Annotated in this window: 16 protein-coding genes and 1 pseudogene; 7 read left to right on the forward strand and 10 right to left on the reverse strand. The window is 70.1% G+C overall.

The features are described 5' to 3' along the window. Window positions 1-52: 52 nt before the first annotated feature. A complete protein-coding gene (locus BM287_RS03695) occupies window positions 53-607 on the forward strand; it encodes a hypothetical protein (protein ID WP_139230615.1) in 555 nt (184 codons plus the stop codon). Between the two features lie 6 nt (window positions 608-613). Here BM287_RS03695 and BM287_RS03700 read toward each other — a convergent pair whose 3' ends face one another. The 5 genes from BM287_RS03700 to BM287_RS03720 all read right to left on the reverse strand — a co-directional run bounded on the left by BM287_RS03700 (window position 614) and on the right by BM287_RS03720 (window position 4,746). After that, entirely contained in the window at window positions 614-1,306 is a 693-nt protein-coding gene (locus tag BM287_RS03700) for a GAP family protein (protein WP_170857429.1), read from the reverse strand. Continuing rightward, a complete protein-coding gene (locus BM287_RS03705; protein WP_244527867.1) occupies window positions 1,278-2,513 on the reverse strand; it encodes an AI-2E family transporter in 1,236 nt (411 codons plus the stop codon). The genes BM287_RS03700 and BM287_RS03705 overlap by 29 nt, the downstream gene beginning before the upstream one ends. Before the next feature lie 22 nt (window positions 2,514-2,535). Then, window positions 2,536-2,985: an SHOCT domain-containing protein gene (locus BM287_RS03710; protein WP_090036103.1), complete on the reverse strand. Its 450-nt coding sequence runs from the start codon at window positions 2,983-2,985 to the stop codon at window positions 2,536-2,538. Between the two features lie 176 nt (window positions 2,986-3,161). After that, on the reverse strand, window positions 3,162-4,040 hold the full coding sequence (locus BM287_RS03715; RefSeq protein ID WP_090036105.1) for an NAD(P)H-hydrate dehydratase: 879 nt from the start codon (window positions 4,038-4,040) through the stop codon (window positions 3,162-3,164). Beyond that, window positions 4,033-4,746, reverse strand: coding sequence for a histidine phosphatase family protein (locus BM287_RS03720; protein WP_090036107.1), 714 nt, complete (start codon window positions 4,744-4,746; stop codon window positions 4,033-4,035). Before BM287_RS03720 ends, BM287_RS03715 begins: the two co-directional genes overlap by 8 nt. Before the next feature lie 122 nt (window positions 4,747-4,868). On the opposite strand from BM287_RS03720, the pseudogene BM287_RS18175 reads away from it, so the two are divergent. The 4 genes and pseudogenes from BM287_RS18175 to BM287_RS03735 all read left to right on the forward strand — a co-directional run. Then, window positions 4,869-5,165: pseudogene (locus BM287_RS18175) on the forward strand (aldo/keto reductase); the annotation flags it as partial. 41 nt (window positions 5,166-5,206) lie between these two features. Next, complete coding sequence (locus tag BM287_RS18180) at window positions 5,207-5,677, forward strand: aldo/keto reductase (RefSeq protein ID WP_254780667.1); 471 nt, start codon at window positions 5,207-5,209, stop codon at window positions 5,675-5,677. Between the two features lie 89 nt (window positions 5,678-5,766). Next, window positions 5,767-8,310: an ATP-dependent Clp protease ATP-binding subunit gene (locus BM287_RS03730; RefSeq protein WP_090036109.1), complete on the forward strand. Its 2,544-nt coding sequence runs from the start codon at window positions 5,767-5,769 to the stop codon at window positions 8,308-8,310. Between the two features lie 298 nt (window positions 8,311-8,608). Then, the gene (locus BM287_RS03735; protein WP_244527868.1) at window positions 8,609-11,104 is read left to right on the forward strand and encodes a penicillin-binding protein; all 2,496 of its coding nucleotides are present in this window, start codon (window positions 8,609-8,611) and stop codon (window positions 11,102-11,104) included. Between the two features lie 6 nt (window positions 11,105-11,110). Here the strand turns inward: BM287_RS03735 and BM287_RS03740 are convergent, their stop codons facing one another. From BM287_RS03740 to BM287_RS03750, 3 genes are read right to left on the reverse strand one after another with little or no spacing between them, the layout of a single operon-like run. Beyond that, on the reverse strand, window positions 11,111-11,719 hold the full coding sequence (locus BM287_RS03740) for an HD domain-containing protein (protein WP_090036112.1): 609 nt from the start codon (window positions 11,717-11,719) through the stop codon (window positions 11,111-11,113). A gap of 22 nt (window positions 11,720-11,741) precedes the next feature. Continuing rightward, the gene (locus tag BM287_RS03745; RefSeq protein ID WP_090036114.1) at window positions 11,742-12,785 is read right to left on the reverse strand and encodes a zinc-dependent alcohol dehydrogenase family protein; all 1,044 of its coding nucleotides are present in this window, start codon (window positions 12,783-12,785) and stop codon (window positions 11,742-11,744) included. Beyond that, the gene (locus BM287_RS03750; protein ID WP_090036117.1) at window positions 12,782-13,195 is read right to left on the reverse strand and encodes a (deoxy)nucleoside triphosphate pyrophosphohydrolase; all 414 of its coding nucleotides are present in this window, start codon (window positions 13,193-13,195) and stop codon (window positions 12,782-12,784) included. The genes BM287_RS03745 and BM287_RS03750 overlap by 4 nt, the downstream gene beginning before the upstream one ends. A 133-nt stretch (window positions 13,196-13,328) precedes the next feature. Between BM287_RS03750 and BM287_RS03755 the strand changes: the two genes are divergently transcribed. Beyond that, entirely contained in the window at window positions 13,329-14,018 is a 690-nt protein-coding gene (locus BM287_RS03755; protein ID WP_090036119.1) for a DUF1345 domain-containing protein, read from the forward strand. Window positions 14,019-14,021: 3 nt separating this feature from the next. Here the strand turns inward: BM287_RS03755 and BM287_RS03760 are convergent, their stop codons facing one another. Further along, on the reverse strand, window positions 14,022-14,321 hold the full coding sequence (locus BM287_RS03760) for a DUF1905 domain-containing protein (RefSeq protein WP_090036121.1): 300 nt from the start codon (window positions 14,319-14,321) through the stop codon (window positions 14,022-14,024). A gap of 163 nt (window positions 14,322-14,484) precedes the next feature. Between BM287_RS03760 and BM287_RS03765 the strand changes: the two genes are divergently transcribed. Then, window positions 14,485-15,111 carry a hypothetical protein gene (locus BM287_RS03765; RefSeq protein WP_090036123.1) on the forward strand — a complete coding sequence of 209 codons (627 nt, stop codon included), beginning with the start codon at window positions 14,485-14,487 and terminating at the stop codon, window positions 15,109-15,111. On the opposite strand, the gene BM287_RS03770 is transcribed toward BM287_RS03765, so the two are convergent. Continuing rightward, window positions 15,105-16,577, reverse strand: a complete 1,473-nt coding sequence (locus BM287_RS03770; RefSeq protein ID WP_170857421.1) for a lipase maturation factor family protein — start codon at window positions 16,575-16,577, stop codon at window positions 15,105-15,107. The two genes, BM287_RS03765 and BM287_RS03770, sit on opposite strands and share 7 nt — an antisense overlap. Between the last annotated feature and the right edge of the window lie 176 nt (window positions 16,578-16,753).

Consider the following 16,753-nt stretch of genomic DNA (forward strand, 5'->3'; position numbering starts at 1 on the left):
CGCAGGTTGATTGCTCCCACAACGCCACCGCCTGCCTCGCCGAAGGTAAACAATGAACCCCACCCGCGGCATCCGTGCCACCATAACCCTGACCGTCGCCCTCACACTGACGGGCTGCGTCTACCTAGGAGGACCCGTGCCCCATCCCGGCGTCAACACACCGTTTGACGGACTCTCCACCAAGACCAAACCCCAACTCCTCGACGAAACCCTCGAAAAGGCCCAAGCCGTCGCCCAACTCATCGGCGGTGAATGGCTCGATTCAGGGACTCCGCCGGTGGTTTTCGATCCTGCCAACCAGGAGCAACGAGATGCATGGGATTGGGGTCCCTGCGACAACGAGGCGACAACGGGCCAGTACGATGTCGCCGTGTGGCAAGACGCGGACCCGTCTGCCCGGTTCGATCCCGATGCTCTGACCGAGATGGTGCGCAGCTACTGGGAAGGGCTCGGCTACACGATCCGGCAGATCGGGCCGCCGGCCCTCGATGAGACCAGGGGCCGCTCCATCAACGTCGACCTTCCGCACGGCGCCGGGCTTCACTTCGCCGCCAGTACGAAAATCCTGGGGATCGCTGTACACAGCGAATGCGTGACCTGGGAGTGACTCCGCCTAGAAGCTGGCGATCCCTTTTCCGATGAGCTGCACTCCGAAGATGAGCAGCATCACAGCCATGACCGTCGCGTTGTTGTGGACGAGCCACTCGCGCAGGGCGGCGAGCGGCGCGCGCATCTGTTCGGCGGCGACGAGATACGCGACGATCGGGATGCCGACCGAGAGGGCCGCGACGACGGTGTAGATCGCCACCACTCCAGCCGCCGCGCCGAAATCGAGTCCGGCCGAGGAGATCACGGCTCCTGCGGCGACCGCGAGAAGCAGGTTCTTCGGATTGACCGCGGCGAGGAGGAATCCGAGGACCAGCGCGCGGGCGGCCGTCATCGAGTCGATGGCGCCCATCCACGCGGGCAGTGCGGGTTCGTCACCGCCCCGTGGCCGGGAGCGCCACTGACGGAGCGCCAGGAGGAGCAGGAGGAGGCCGAGCACCAGTTCGATGGTCCCGGTGATCGGCTGGCTCGCGTTCGGGTCCTTCTCCGGGATGAGCGACGACAGCAGTATGAAGACGACGACGGCCACCACGATTCCCAGAAGCCAGCCGATCAGGAAGCCGACGCTGGAGCCCCGGGCCGTGGGCGACAGCAGCATCAGGATGGCCGCGATGATCGGGATGGGGCTGATCGCGATTCCGAGGGCCAGCGGAAGGATCTGCCCGATCGCGCTAGCCGTTTCGTCCTCCCTTCGCGCGATGCCGTTCGGTGCGACGCGCCTCCGACTCGCTTCTCATCAGCTCCCGGGTGACGGCCAGGTCGCCGATCGCCGGCCGCCACCGCCGCGCGTGCGGATCGGAGTCGACGAGCACCGCCCGGGCCAGCAGCGTGAGCGGGATGGCCAGGATCGCGCCGATCGGCCCGAGCACGACCGCCCAGAACAGGACCGAGAAGAAGGTCAGCGTCTGGCTGAGGGCGACCGCGTTTCCGACCACCTTCGGCTGGACCACCGACTGGACGATCGCGTTGATGACGCCGTACACGATGATCACGGCGATCACCGTGCCCCAGCCGCCGGTCAGGTAACCGAAGACGAGCGGCGGCACCAGCGCGATGAAGTAGCCGACGTTCGGGATGAAGCTGCACAGGAACGCCAGGATCGCCCACAGGAGCGGGGCCGGTACGCCCAGCAGCCACAGCGCGATGCCGTCGATGGCGCCCTGTGCGAGCCCGAGCAGCGTCGTGACGACCATGTAGCGACGGACGGAGTGCGCGAAACCGCTGATCGCGAACACCAGGTTGGGTTGCGTCGGCTCCAGCTGCCGGAGCAGGGTGGGTGCGTACGCCGCGTCGGCGGGCATCAGGATGAGCATGGTCAGCACGATGACCAGCAGCCCGACGATCCCGAGCGCGTTCCCCAGGGCACCGGAGAAGAACGACAGGAAACCGGCCGGATCGAACCCGGCCTTGATCTGCGCGACCTGGTCCGGCCCCACGCCGAGACTCTGCAGCCAGGAGGCGAACTGCGCGCCCGCCTGTTCGAGCTGGGGCTTGTAGTCGGGCAGCATCCCGATGAACTGGGCCGTTGCGATCCACAGGATCGCGATGAAACCGGCCAGCAGCGCGAACAGGGTGAGGCCGACGGCTCCGGTCGCGAGCCCCTGCGACGTGCCGTGCCGTTCCAGCCAGACCCGTACCGGCTGGGCGCAGATCGTGAGCACCAGGGCCAGGAGGGCCGGGGCGAGGATGTTGCCGATCGCCGCCATCCCGAAGGAGACCACCACCGCAGCGGCGAGTCCGAGCAGGATGCGTACGCCGCGTCCCAGGGCGCCCGCGGACTGCTCCGCGTCAGGGCCGGGCGGAGCGGAGGGCTCCGCCCGGCGAGACCTGCTGCCGCCGAGCAGGCGGCGGAGCGGGCCCGGTCGCGGAGCGGGCTGCTCCGTCGCGCTCGGCATCGGGTCGGTCACGACGATCGCCGGACCGCTGCGCTCAGACCGTCGGCGCTGCCGGCGGCGGCGTCGACGGGCCCGCGGCGTACCGGCCTGCAGGTGCGGTCTGGCCGGACAGCGCGCGCGCCTTCAGCTGGGCGAACTCTTCGGGCGTGATGGCTCCGGCATCCACGAGCGCCTTCGCTTTGGCGATCTCGTCGGCGGGGCCGGCCGCGGCGACCTGACGGATGTAGTCGTCGGTCGCGCTCTGCGCGCGCTGCGACTCCCTCTGGCTGCGCTCCGCCATTCCGGCTCCGCGGGCGATCAGGTACACCAGTGCGGTCAGGAACGGCACGAAGAGGAGGAAGATGATCCAGATTGCCTTCCACCACCCGTTGAGCTTGCGGTCACGGAACAGGTCGCCGATGATCGCGAACAGAGCGAACAGATAGGCCACGAAGGCGAAGCTCCAGAAGAAGAGCCAGATGACGGTCCAGAAGTTCCAGTCCATGGTCGGATTTCCTCTCTCGACGTCCGGCTCGACGAGCCTGACGTGCGCTGAGAGTAGACCCGCCGGTCGACGTGCGGATAGACACCGGGGCGACCGGTCCGGCCCCCCGCACGCTCGGGCCGCCCGGACGCCACGACGGCCCGGACGCCACGACCGCCCGACCTCCGGAGAGCAGATCAGCACAGCGCGTCGAGCTGCGCGGTGAGGCCGTCGACGATCTCCGACGCGAGGAACCCCACGCGGCCGAGGCGCTCGCTCAGTGCATCGCCCGCGGCGGTGTGGAGGTACGTTCCCCAGACCGCCGCCTGAAGCGGTTCCGCGCCTCGGGCGGCGAGACCCGTGATCGCTCCGGCGAGGGCGTCGCCGCTGCCGGAAGTGCCCAGGCCCGCGTCGCCGTCGCGGTCCGCCAGCAGGCGTCCGTCGGGGGAGGCCACGCGACCGAAGCAGGAGACGACGGCGCGATACCGGTGCGCGAGCTCCACCGTGTCCGCCCCGAGGTCGTCCGGCTCGCGCCCGAGCAGCCGTCTCGCCTCCTCGAGGTTCGGGGTGAGGATGCGCGGACCGTCGCCCGCGAGCCGCGGGTGCCCGGCGAGGACGCCCAGCGCGAAGGCGTCGAGGACGAGGACCGTGTCGCGACCGATCGCTCGCGCCGCTCGCGGAAGCAGCCGCGCCGTCTCGGTGGGGTCGTCCAGCCCCGGCCCGATGAGCACCGCATCCGCGCCGGCCAGGTCCCGGGATGCGTCGCGGATCCCGGCGCCGCGGACGCTTCCGGTGGAGGTCATGGTGAGCGGGACGACGCCGGACTCCGGAAGCGCGACGGCCACCTGCGCCGCCACGGACGCACTCACGGCGAGCGTCAGGCGTCCGGCGCCGACGCGCAGCGCCGCCCGGCCGGCGAGCAGAGCCGCGCCGGGGGAGCGGAGTGCACCGCCGACCACCACGACCTCCCCCCGCGTCTTCTTGGTGCCGGCGGGCTCCGGGAGCGGCCACCCGCGCAGCAGTTCCGGTGTCACCCGCTCGGCGACCGGATGGGCGTCGCGTCGCCGTTCACGCATCCGCTCGCGCCTCCCCGGGGTGCTCGGTCGCCGGGAGCCCGGCGGCGGCGAGGTGCGCGTCGTCGGCGAACGTGTGGAGGCTCCAGTCGCGTCCGTCGAATCGCAGCTCCGTGATCGACGCGTTCGCGATCGGATGCGTCAGCAGGTGCTCGGCGAGCTGGGCCTCCGTCATCCGCAGCATCACGTAGAGGAACAGGCTGACCACGGCGTCGTGCGCGAAGACGACGACGGTCCCGTCCGGGTCGCCCGGCACATCGCGCAGGAAGGACCGCAGGCGCAGCGCCACGTCCGTCCAGGCCTCGCCGCCCGGCGGCCGGTAGTAGAACTTGCCCGTCCACCGCCGCCGTTCGGCCTCCAGCGGCAGCCGGCGCTCCACCCCGACCGCCGTCAGCCGGTCCAGGATGCCGAGCTCGCGGTCGCGCAGGCGCTCGTCGATCCGGAGGATCACGTCCGCGCCGAGCGCGAGCTGCGCGGTCTCGACGGCACGGCGGTACGGCGAGCTGTACACGACGGCGTCCCGGGGGAGGACGTCCCGCAGGCGGGCGCCCAGCGCACCGGCCTGCAGCTCGCCCAGCGACGAGAGGGTGACGTCCGCATCCCGGGCCTCGACGGGGATCACGTCCACGTTGGCCGCCTCCGCGGCGGCCGCCGCGACGTTCGCCGTGCTCTCGCCGTGACGGATCAGAAGCAGGGTGCGAGCGGTCATGCTCAGGACTGTACGCTCGCGTCCCGGGCAGTGGAGCCGGTGCTCTCGGCGAAGGATCGGGTGCCGAGACCGGCAGGCGGGGCTACGATGTGCGGCGCCGCATCCCACGAGAGGACCAGCCCATGCCCGCACTGACCGACACCTTCACGCTCTCCAACGGCGTCGCCATCCCGAAGATCGGATTCGGCACCTGGCAGATCCCGGAGGGCTCGCAGACCTACGACTCGGTTCGCACGGCGCTGGATGCCGGCTACCGGCATATCGACACGGCGCGCGCCTACGGCAACGAGGCGAGCGTCGGGCGTGCGGTGCGCGACAGCGGAATCCCGCGGGAGGACATCTTCATCACCACGAAGTGCCCGGCCGAGGTGAAGGACGAGGACGGTGCCCGTCACGCCTTCGAGCGTTCCACCGCGCTGCTCGACCTGGGGCCGATCGATCTGTACCTCATCCACGCACCGTGGCCGTGGACCGCGATCGCCGCGCCGGCAACATCGAGGTCTGGAAGGTCTTCGAGGAGCTGTACGAGGAGGGACGCACCCGTTCGATCGGCGTCAGCAACTTCGACGTGGCCGATCTGGAGTCGCTGCTCGGCGCCGCGGAAGTGGTGCCCCACGCGAACCAGATCCGCTGGTTCGTGGGGAACACCCAGCGGGAGACGACCGCCTTCTGCGGGGAGCGCGACATCCTCGTGGAGGGCTACTCGCCTCTCGCGACCGGACGACTGCTCGGCAACCGCGACATCGCCGTGATCGCCGAGAAGTACGGCAGGTCGGTCGCGCAGGTGAGCATCCGGTACCTGCTGGAGAAGGACATCCTGCCGCTGCCGAAGTCCACCACCCCTGGCCGCATCCAGGAGAACGCCGACGTCGACTTCGAGCTGTCGGCCGAGGACGTGGCAGCTCTGGACGCGCTCGACACCCGGGAGTAGCCGGGAGGCCGGCGGCAGCGGGAATATGCACGGCCCTCCAGCGTTGAAGTTGAGTGCAAACGGCTCAACTTTGAGAAACAGGAGATCACGTGCCTGACAACTTCACTCCCGACGGTGACAGCGCCAACTCGTTCGACGAGTTCCTCGCGCGCTATCTCGCGGGGGAGCGCGCGCGCAACGCGCGCTCCATCGACATCAGCCGGTTCCTCAGCCGGCGCACCCAGGAGCTGCTCGCCGAAGCCGGACGCTTCGCGCTCGAGCACGGACACAGCGAGCTCGACGCGCTCCATGTCCTTCGGGTGATGGCCGCACAGGAGCCCGCCGCCGATGCCATGCGCCGCATCGGCGTCGACCCCGAGCGGGTCGCGCAGGCCGCCGAGTCGCGCCTGCCCGCCCGAGGCGACGAGATCCACGCGGACGGCGCCTCCATCACGGCTTCTCTGCAGCGTGCGCTGTTCCACGCCTACCAGGTGGCGCAGGCCTCCGGATCCACCTACATCGACCCCGAGCACCTGTTCTTCGCGCTCGTGATCGGCCGGGACGCGCCGGCCGGCCGCGTGCTGCAGTCCGCCGGCGTGACGCCGGAGGCGCTGACCGAGGCGATGCGTGAGAGCGCGACGGTCGGCGCAGGGCGGCCGGAGGAGCCGTCCGCCGCATCCGGTTCGCAGACGCCGATGCTCGACCGGTTCGGCACCGATCTGACGGCGCTCGCGCGTGACGGCAGCCTCGACCCGGTCATCGGCCGCCTCGACGAGATCGACCAGACGGTCGAGATCCTCTCCCGCCGCACGAAGAACAACCCGGTGCTGGTCGGCGAGGCGGGCGTCGGGAAGACCGCCATCGTGGAGGGCCTCGCCCGCGCCATCGTGGCCGGCGACGTGCCCGAGCAGCTGCAGGACAAGAAGGTCGTCGCGCTCGACCTCGCCGGGATGGTCGCCGGCACCTGGTACCGCGGCGACTTCGAGGAGCGGCTCACGAAGCTGATGGATGAGATCAGTGCGGGCAAGGACGAGCTGATCGTCTTCGTCGACGAGCTGCACACCGTGGTCGGCGCCGGAGGGTCCGGCGAGTCCGGCGGCATGGACGCGGGCAACATCCTGAAGCCCCGCCTGGCCCGCGGCGATCTGCACTTGGTGGGGGCGACGACTCTGAAGGAGTACCGCCGCATCGAGAAGGACCCGGCTCTGGAGCGCCGCTTCCAGCCGGTGACCGTCGGCGAGCCCTCCGTCGAGGACGCCGTGCTCATCCTGGACGGGCTGCGTCCCGCGTACGAGGATCACCACGGCGTGCGCTACACCGAGGACGCCATCCGCGCCGCGGTGGAGCTCTCCGACCGCTACATCTCCGACCGATTCCTGCCGGACAAGGCGATCGACCTGATCGACCAGGCCGGCGCCCGCCTGCGCCTGTCGCTCGGGAAGAAGGCGGACTCGTCCGCCCTGATGGAGCGCCTGGCCACCCTCGAGTCCGAGAAGAACGCGGCTGTCGCGTCCGAGCACTACGAGGAGGCGTCGCGGCTGCGCGACGAGATCGAAGCGGTCCAGCACTCGCTCGACGGGCTGACGACGGCCCCCCGAGTGGATGCCGTGGTCGGCGAGCCGGAGATCGCCGCGATCGTGTCGCGCGCGACGGGCATCCCGGTGTCGCGCATCGGTCAGGCCGACCGTGAGCGGCTCGCCCGGCTGGAGTCCGAGCTTCACGAGCGCGTCATCGGGCAGGACGACGCGGTCGCCGCCGTTGCGAAGGCGGTGCGCCGCAACCGCACAGGCCTCGGCGACGAGCGCCGGCCGGTCGGCAGCTTCCTCTTCCTCGGGCCGACGGGCGTGGGCAAGACGGAACTCGCGAAGTCGCTCGCCGCATCCCTCTTCGGTTCGGAGAAGGCCATGCTGCGCTTCGACATGAGCGAGTTCGGCGAGCGCCACACCGTCGCCCGCCTGGTCGGCGCCCCTCCCGGATACGTCGGCTACGACGAGGCCGGTCAGCTGACCGAGCGCGTTCGCCGCAACCCGTACTCGGTGATCCTGTTCGATGAGATCGAGAAGGCGCACCCGGACGTGTTCAACCTGCTGCTGCAGGTGCTCGACGACGGACGCCTCACCGACGGCCAGGGCCGGACGGTCGACTTCCGCAACACGGTCGTCATCATGACCTCCAACCTCGGCTCGGAGTTCCTGGCTTCGCGCAGCGGTGCCCTCGGCTTCGTGCCGGCCGGCTCGGACGGCTTCGCCTCCGAGAAGGACATCCGCGACCGCGTCATGGGCAAGCTCCGCGAGGCCATGCGTCCGGAGTTCCTGAACCGCATCGACGAGATCGTGCTGTTCCGGAAGCTCGACGCCGAGCAGCTGCGCGACATCGTGCGCCTGCTGCTGGACGCGACGGCAGCCCGCCTGTCCGCCCGCGACATCGCCTTCGAGGCGACGGATGCGGCGGTCGCCTGGATCGCGGACACCGGCTACGAGCCCGAATACGGCGCCCGGCCCCTGCGCCGCGTGATCCAGCGCGAGGTGGACGACCGGATCGCCGAGCTGATGGTCAGCGGCGAGCTGGCCGAGGGCGGCCGGGTGACCGTGGATGCGGCCTCCGGCGACCTGCGCGTCGCCGCGGCCCCCGCATCCCTCCCGGTCGCTGCGTAACCGCTCGCGCCCTTCCACGGCGCCGGTCCTGCTCTCAGGACCGGCGCCGTCGCGCGCCGTCGCGCGCCGTCGCGCGCCGTTGCGCAATCGGCTGGTCCCAACACGCCGTATCGCCTATCCGCGATACGGCGTGTTGGGACCAGCCGATGTGTGGACGGCCGCGCGGCCGGCTCGCCCCGCACCGAAGCGACAATCCGCGAGGTCGCGTGTCGTGACGCCCAGCGCATCCTGAACGACTCCATAACGATCCACACGGGACCCCCTGGACTCATCCAGGCAGCCCTGGTTGCCTGGAAGCGTGTCCGCCTCCGATCATTCCCGCCTTCCGCCGCGCCTGGCCGCCCTCGACGAGCGCATCGCGCCGCTCAAGCGTTTCGAGTTGAAGCCGGCACGCACCCGCGGGGGGTTGATCGTGCAGTTCCTCGGCTTGACGCTCGTGGCGGCGGTGCTGACCTCCCTGTTCCTGCTGCCCGGCTTCGTCGGCGCCGGGGTCGCGGCCTCCGCCGGTGTGAGCGACTTCAATGCGCTCCCGGCCAACCTGCACATCCAGCAGTTCGCGCAGAACTCCACCGTCTACGCCAAGCAGGGCGGCCAGGACGTGCCGATCGCCACCTTCTTCGCCCAGAACCGGCAGGACGTCAGCTGGGATCAGATCGCCCAGACGATGAAGGATGCGACCGTCTCCGCTGAGGACCCGCGCTTCTACACGGAGGGCGCCGTCGACATCTGGGGCACGCTCCGCGGGGCGCTCTCGACGGTGGCGGGCGGGAACGTGCAGGGCGGCTCCTCGATCACCCAGCAGTACGTGAAGAACGTCGAGGTCGAGAAGTGCGAGGCGCTGACCAGCCAGAAGAAGGTGCAGGCCTGCTACGCGGACGCGGCGGGCGTCACCCTGCAGCGCAAGGTGCAGGAGATGCGCTACGCCGTCGAGATCGAGAAGACGTACAGCAAGAAGGACATCCTGACCGGCTACCTGAACGTGGTCGGCTTCGGCGGTCAGGTCTACGGAGTCCAGGCGGCCGCCCAGTACTACTTCGCCACCAGCGCGACGAAGCTCGACCTGGCGCAGGCGGCCACGCTCGCGGCCATCCTGAACAACCCGGCGAACCTGCGCATCGACCAGCCGGCCAACAAGGAGAACGGCGCCGCCAACGGCTACAAGCTGACGAAGGAACGCCGCGACTACGTGCTCGACCGCATGTACATCACGCATCACATCACGAAGCAGCAGCGGGATGCGGCGAAGGCCACGCCCATCAAGCCCACGATCACGCCGACGACCCAGGGATGCGCGGCCGCGCAGCAGGTCAACGCCGCGTTCTTCTGCGACTACGTGCGGGATGTCATCCTCCAGGATCCCGCCTACGGCGCGACCGCGGACGAGCGCTGGCAGACGCTGAACCGCGGCGGCCTGAAGATCTACACCACCCTGAACCTCGACCTGCAGCAGGTGGCGCAGGCATCGCTGAGCAAGTACATCCCCGGGTCGCGGCCCGGCATCGACCTCGGCGCCTCGAACGTCGCGCTGGAGCTGGGCACCGGACGCATTGTGACGATGGTGCAGAACCGCGCCTTCAACAACACGGACACGCCGATCGACGGCACGACCGCGGTGAACTACAACACGGATGAGGACTACGGCGGGTCGCAGGGCTTCCAGACCGGCTCGACGTTCAAGGCGTTCGACCTCGCGGCGTGGCTGGAGGCCGGGCACAGCCTGTACGAGACGGTCAACGCTTCGCAGCACCTCTTTCCGACCTCCGACTTCACCAACACGTGCGCGAACATCGACGGTCCGGCCTGGCCGGTGACCAACGACGAGGGCTCCGCGAGCAGGCTCTCGGTGATGTCGGCGACCGCCCAGTCGGTGAACACCGCGTTCGCGGAGATGGGCACGAAGGTCGACCTCTGCTCCATCCTGAACGCGGCGAAGGCCCTGGACGTGCATCCCGCCTCGAAGAGCAACCCGTGGGTCCAGTCGCCCTCGATGATCCTCGGGGTCAACTACATCTCGCCGCTGACCATGGCAACCGCGTATGCGGGCATCGCGAACAACGGCACCGTCTGCACCCCGATCGCCATCGACCGTGTCGTGAACGCGGACGGCACCGACCACAAGGTCAGCAAGACCACCTGCACCCAGGGGCTGAAACCGGACATCGCGGCCGGCGTGACGTACGCCCTCAAGGGTGTCATCCGGGGCGGCGGGACGGCGGCGAGCGCCAACCCGTACGACGGCGTCCCGATCATGGCGAAGACGGGAACGACGGACGATTCCCTGGAGAACTGGCTGATCACGTCCACCACGAAGGTCGCCACGGCCACCTGGGTGGGCAATGTCTCCGGATCCACCCCGCTCCGTTCGCTCTATTTCAACGGCGTCGGCGGCGGCAACGTGAAGTTCTCGATCGCGAAGCCCATCCTCAAGGCGATCGACGCTCTGTACGGCGGCGATGACTTCACAGATCCGACGGATGCGGTTCTCTACGGCAGCCGGCTCACCATGCCGGACGTGACCGGCAAGGCACCCGCCGACGCCCAGAAGCTGCTCGAGGGTCTGGGGCTGGATGTGACGATCGACGACACGCCGGTCGACAGCGACCAGCCTGCTGGCACTGTCGCGGCGAGCGACCCTGCCGCTGGGGAGTCGGTGGATGCCGGCGCGTCGGTGACCCTCAGCGTGAGCAACGGACAAGGCGGCACGGGTGGATCCACCTCGTCACCGTCTCCGACGGACACGGGACCGGCGCCCGGGCCCACCCCCGAGCCCACCGCGACGCACGGTCACGGCTGAGCGGGCTCACCCTTCGAGGAGGCGCTCCAGCGGATTCTCGCGGAGCTTCCGCTGGACGCCGCCGTCGACCAGGCGCCGAGCCGACGTGGTCGGTTTCCGCTGCGCCTGGTCGGCGACGCACGCGCCGAACTCGGTGGCCAGGTCGAGGCGCGGGTACGCCTGCAGCACCTCGCGGCGGAACCCGATGGGCAGCTCGTCCGTCCGTGCGCCGGAGATATCGAGCGCCGTGGCGATCTCGAGCAGGTGGCCCTCCGCATCCATCGCGGGGTCGACCTCTGGCCAGTTGTGCCGCACGATGACCTCGTGTGCGCGGATGCGCCGGTCCGCCGGCCAGCCGGCCCCGGCGGTCAGTGCGATGGCGACGTGACCTGCGGCGTCCTCGTAGGCGAGCGTGTGGTTGTCGAACTCGGGGACGATGCCGAGGTCGTGCAGGAGGGCCGAGACGTAGAGCAGCTCGCGGTCCGCGTCGAGGCCGCGAGCCGTACGGAAGCCCTCGGCCCACAGCCACGACCGCTGCACGTGGTTCAGCAGCGACGGCGTGTGGTACTCCGTCGCGATCGCGAGAGCCGCCTGAGCGGCGAGGGTGTCGGGGCGGGGGTAGTCGGCGACGCGCATGTCCACATCCTGCCAGGACCGTTCAGCCGATGAGGTGATCGGACGGGCGGAGTACCGCGATGCCGACAGGCGGGGCGGAGTCCGCGGTCTGCAGCAGCCGGGCCGCCTCGGGGAAGCCGACCGCGCGGCCGACGAGGTCCTGGGGACGGAGCCGCCCGGACGTGACGAGGTCGAGCATCGCCGGGTAGTCGGCGGCCGCCATGCCGTGGCTGCCGAGCACGTCGAGCTCCCACGCGATGATGCGGTCGAGCGGAAGATCCGGAGTGGATGCGGGGAGCAGGCCGACCTGCACGTGACGGCCGCGCCTCCGCAACGAGCGGATGCCCGCGATGGCGGTCTCCGGCGACCCGACCGCGTCGATGGAGGCGTGCGCGCCTCCGCCGGTCGCCTCCTGGACGCTCTGCACGGCATCCGGACCGGCAGGCACGGTGTGCTCTGCGCCCGACCTGCTGGCCAACTCCCGGGCGGCGGGGGAGCGGTCCACAGCGACCACCCGGGCGCCGAGGGCCGAAGCGATCATCACCGCGCTGAGGCCGACACCGCCCGCGCCGTACACGGCGAGCCACTCGCCGGGCTGGATGCGCGCCCGCGCCGTCACGGCACGGAACGCCGTCGCGAACCGGCAGCCGAGAGCGGCGGCCGCAGCGGAATCCAGCCCGTCCGGCACGCGGACGAGGTTCGTGTCCGCCGCCCGCACGGCGACGAACTCGGCGTGCGACCCCCAGTGCGTGAAGCCGGGCTGCGTCTGATCGGGGCACACCTGCGCCGCGCCCGCCCGGCACCATTGGCACTCGCCGCAGCCGTTGACGAAGGGCGCCGTCACCCGATCGCCGGGCCGCCACCGCGTGACGCCTCGCCCCACCGCTTCGACGACGCCGGCGAACTCATGCCCGGGAACGTGCGGAAGATGCACGGAGTCGTCGTGACCCACCCAGGCGTGCCAGTCGCTGCGGCAGAGGCCGGACGCCTCCACCCGGACGACGGCGCCGCCGTCCGAAGGCGCGGGCTCGGCGAGATCGGCGACCTCGACCGGGCCGCCGAAGCGCTCGTAGTACAAGGCTTTCACGTGTCCTCCTCCTGGGCCGTCAGCAACGCCACCGCGGGCCGGTCCGCCTCCGCCCACTCCAGCTCGGCCAGCCGGGCCGGCGCGACCCACCGCAGCTCGTCATGGTCGGTGCTCGTCGGCGGCACGGGCCCGACGAAGCGGCAGTCGTAGCAGGCCAGCTCGATCGCGCGGCCGTCGCCGCGCACAGTGAGCGTCCGGTCGAGCAGCGCGCCGACCTGGATGCGGACGCCCAGCTCCTCCACGATCTCCCGCGCCAGGGCCGCCTCCAGGGACTCGCCCGGCTCGACCTTACCGCCCGGGAACTCCCAGAGCCCGGCGGCATCCCTTCCGGGAGCGCGGCGGCAGGCGAGCACGCGGCCGCCGGCTCCCTCCCGGAGGACCGCGGCGACGACGAGGACGGGCTGCACCATCCCATCCTGCCGTGCCGGACGGTCGTGCACCGCCGCCGGCTTGCCGGATCCGCCTTCCGTGCGACGCTGCCGGATCCGCCCCTCCGCACGCCGGCCTCCCGGCTTGCGCGCATCCGGGGACTAGCATCCGGGTATGGCGCAGACCTCGTCGGCACGACGGCCGTGGAACGTCGTGGGACTGTCCGCGAGCCTGCTCGCCCAGCTGTGGATGATCGTCCTCGGCGTCTGGCTGCTCGTCCTCGCGGAAGACGACGCCACGACTCTCGCCCTGCTCGCCAGCTGGTGCTCGATCGGCACCGTCTACCTGATCGTGGCGCTCATCGTCCTCGGCCGTGTCTCGAAGCGCACCGGCGCCGACGGACGTCCGGCCCGGTGGGAGACCGGCCGCATCGCCCGCCTGATATCGATGACCGAGACCATCCTCGCGAGCTTCATCGGGCTGGCCGCCGCCGTGCAGGTGCTGGCGCTCCACAACGACCCGCAGCTCGGTTCCGTCACCGATGTCGTCGGCGTCTGGTCGATGCTGCTGGCCTGGGGTTTCCTTCACTGGGGCTTCTCCCAGATCTACTTCCAGCGCTACTACGCCGCCTCCGCACCGATGCTGCGGTTCCCGCGGCTCGACGCAGTCCCGCAGACCGAGCCCGGCTTCGTCGACTTCGTGTACTTCGCGTACACCGTCGGCACCACGTTCGCGGCCTCGGACGTCGAGGTCCTCACCACCCGGATGCGGTGGACCGTCGTCTGGCACTCCGTGCTCAGCTTCTTCTTCAACGGGCTGATCATCGTGCTGGCGCTGAACACCATCATGTCGTCGGCCAGATAGCGGTCAGAGCAGAGTCTCCACGCCGATCCGCACGCGGTCGCCGAGCTCCACGCCCTCCGCGCGCCGCACCGCTGACTTGATCGGCACGACGTAATGGCCGTCCTCCTGCGGGAAGATCGAGGTCGACCAGCGCGAACCTCCGAGCGTCACCGACACCTTCACCGAGTCGAAGCCGGCGGGTGGATGCGGCTGCAGCCGGATCTCCTCGGAAACGTCCAGAGGGAGCCGGGCGAACACCCACAGCTCGCGGCGTGAGGCCCAGCGGAAGAGTTCGGTCTCGAATTCATAGCGGTAACCGGCCATGTCCGCCAAGCTACCGGCTCGACGCCGGACGCCGCATCCGATCACCGCATCCAATCACCTCAGCGCGACTGCCGCATCGGATCGCCCCATCCATCGGGGACGAGCCACTCGATCAGGGACAATAGGGGAGGGCGCCCGGTCGGGCGCCGGTTCGAGGAGTCCCATGCGCTGGCCGAAATGGTTCCGCAGACGCGCCGAGAAGACGACGCGGACGCGCCCGTTCGACGAGGGCGCGTTGCCCGAGCCCGTCGCGCCCACCCTCGAGCAGTCGGTCGACGAGGGGATGCTGCTGGCCGACTACGCCACCCGCATGGCGATCAAGAACCACATCGTCGTGGACACCATCCAGTACGGCAACTCCTACGACCCGGCCCTCCACGCCCTGGAGGCGGCGGCGATGCTGCGTGAGCTGGCCTCGGAGCAGGGCATCGCGGCCGGCCGCATCGAGGAGGAGGTGGCCGCCGCCGAGACGCTCGGCGGCGACGCGATGCACCCCCACGACTACCGCCGAGTGGATGTCGACAACCTCCGGCTGCGGCGGGATGCGGCGCTCGCGCTCGCCGCGGCCCTGCGACGGAGGGCCGACTCCGACGACGAGCTCGCGGTCCTGGTGGAGCGCGGCCGGAAGGACGCCTGGGAGGAGGTCGGCCGCGCGATCGAGGCCGGACTGGATGCGTTCTCCGGCGCCGAGGCGCTGAAAGAGGACTACGAGCGCGAGAAGCCGGCACGGCTGAACCTGCTGATCCGGCGCGACCTGGCACGGCTCGAGGAGCAGCGGACCGGTTACTGATCGCCGGTCGCGCCGGAGGAGCGGAGGCTCACCGCGGGCACGAGGTCGCCGACCTCGGAACGCACCCACACCTCCCCGGTCTCGCGCTTCTCCGCATGCGTGCTGAAGCGGTACAGGAACATCCGCGCGCGCACCGCCCGGGGGCGTGCACCGTCGAAGGGATCGCGCCGCAGCAGCTTCAAGGTCGGGCGGTCCGCCTCGAGCAGCCGCAGCAGGAGTACCTCGAACCAGGGGGAGTCGCGCGAGCCGAGCGCGAGGAACCACATCAGCCAGTCGAGGCGCAGGTGGTACGGCGCGAACTGCCGGGGGATGCGGTCCACATCACCGGGTTTGCCCTTGAAGCCGTACTCCTGCCAGTGCGCATCGGGGTCGGTGGGGTCGTCCGCCGTGCCCTCCACGACGACCTCGTAGCGCTCCTTGGTCACACTGCCGAAGGCCCCGTAGGCGTTGACGAGGTGCCAGCGGTTGAAGCTGGCGTTCATCAGCTGGCGCCGGGAGAACAGGTTCAGCAGCGGCCGCCAGCTGAGCACCAGCAGGAAGACGGTCGCGGCGACGGCGACGACGGCGAACCACAGCGGAACCTGGGTCGCTCCGATCGGACCGAGGCGCGCGCCGCCGAACAGCCACGAGAAGACCGGGTCGCTGATCCCGGCGAAGGCCAGCACGATCGTGATCCAGTTCAGCCACGCGAAGTTGCCGGTGAGCACCAGCCACAGCTGGGTGAGGATCATGATCCCGGCGGCGACGCTCGCCACCGGCTGGGGCAGGAAGAGGAACCACGGCACGATCAGCTGCGCGAAATGGTTGCCCAGCACCTCCACTCGGTGCCACCACTGGGGCAGCAGGTGCGCCGTCCGGCTGAACGGATTGGGCATCGGCTGCGTCTCGTGGTGGTAGTACAGGGCAGTCAGGTCCCGCCAGGCGCGGTCGCCGCGCATCTTGATCATCCCGGCCCCGAACTCCAGCCGGAAGACCAGCCAGCGCACGAAGAAGACGATCGTGATCGGGGGAGCGGTGTCCCACGCGCCGAGGAACGCGACGACGAATCCCGCCTCGCAGAGCAGGCTCTCCCAGCCGAAGCCGTAGAACGTCTGCCCGACGTTGACGATCGAAAGGTAGAGGAACCAGACGATCAGGAACACCGGCACGAACACGTACGTGGGAGCCAGCTGCAGAACGCCGGCGACGACGAGTGCGGAGAGGACGGCGCCGGTCCATGCCACTGTCCGCAGCAGCCGATCGGAGTAGCGCCACCGGAACAGCGTCGGCTGCTTCCGGGCGTAGGGATGCCGCAGGAACCGTCGCACCGGCAGGAGGCCGCGCTCGCCGAGCAGGGCCGGGAACTGGTTCGCGGCCGACACGAACGCGACCACGTAGAGAGCGGCGACGCCGCGCTCGATCACCTCGCGGGCGATCGTGTACTCGTCGCCGGCCAGCCATCCCGTGAGCCACGCAGGAAACTCCATCGACACCACCTCGTCGTCGGAATGCGTTCACCGTACGCCCGGCTGCCGACTCGGGCGAGCGGAGACGCCCAGTGCACATTCGTGACGAATCGTCGCTTGGCGGCGCTGTAAGTGCACATTCGTGACGAATCGCGGCTCTCGCACCCAATGCACATTCGTGACGAATCGTCGCTTGG

This window comes from Leifsonia sp. CL147 (assembly GCF_900114565.1).
Taxonomy (GTDB): Bacteria; Actinomycetota; Actinomycetes; order Actinomycetales; family Microbacteriaceae; genus Leifsonia.

Excerpts from the sequence above, each read along its gene's own strand:
- BM287_RS03765 (WP_090036123.1), top strand. The coding sequence starts at position 14,485 with ATGCGCTGGCCGAAATGGTTCCGCAGACGCGCCGAGAAGACGACGCGG.
- BM287_RS03760 (WP_090036121.1), bottom strand. The coding sequence starts at position 14,321 with ATGGCCGGTTACCGCTATGAATTCGAGACCGAACTCTTCCGCTGGGCC.
- BM287_RS03720 (WP_090036107.1), bottom strand. The coding sequence starts at position 4,746 with ATGACCGCTCGCACCCTGCTTCTGATCCGTCACGGCGAGAGCACGGCG.
- BM287_RS03750 (WP_090036117.1), bottom strand. The coding sequence starts at position 13,195 with ATGGTGCAGCCCGTCCTCGTCGTCGCCGCGGTCCTCCGGGAGGGAGCC.
- BM287_RS03695 (WP_139230615.1), top strand. The coding sequence starts at position 53 with ATGAACCCCACCCGCGGCATCCGTGCCACCATAACCCTGACCGTCGCC.
- BM287_RS03715 (WP_090036105.1), bottom strand. The coding sequence starts at position 4,040 with ATGCGTGAACGGCGACGCGACGCCCATCCGGTCGCCGAGCGGGTGACA.
- BM287_RS03755 (WP_090036119.1), top strand. The coding sequence starts at position 13,329 with ATGGCGCAGACCTCGTCGGCACGACGGCCGTGGAACGTCGTGGGACTG.
- BM287_RS03740 (WP_090036112.1), bottom strand. The coding sequence starts at position 11,719 with ATGCGCGTCGCCGACTACCCCCGCCCCGACACCCTCGCCGCTCAGGCG.
- BM287_RS03770 (WP_170857421.1), bottom strand. The coding sequence starts at position 16,577 with ATGGAGTTTCCTGCGTGGCTCACGGGATGGCTGGCCGGCGACGAGTAC.
- BM287_RS03710 (WP_090036103.1), bottom strand. The coding sequence starts at position 2,985 with ATGGACTGGAACTTCTGGACCGTCATCTGGCTCTTCTTCTGGAGCTTC.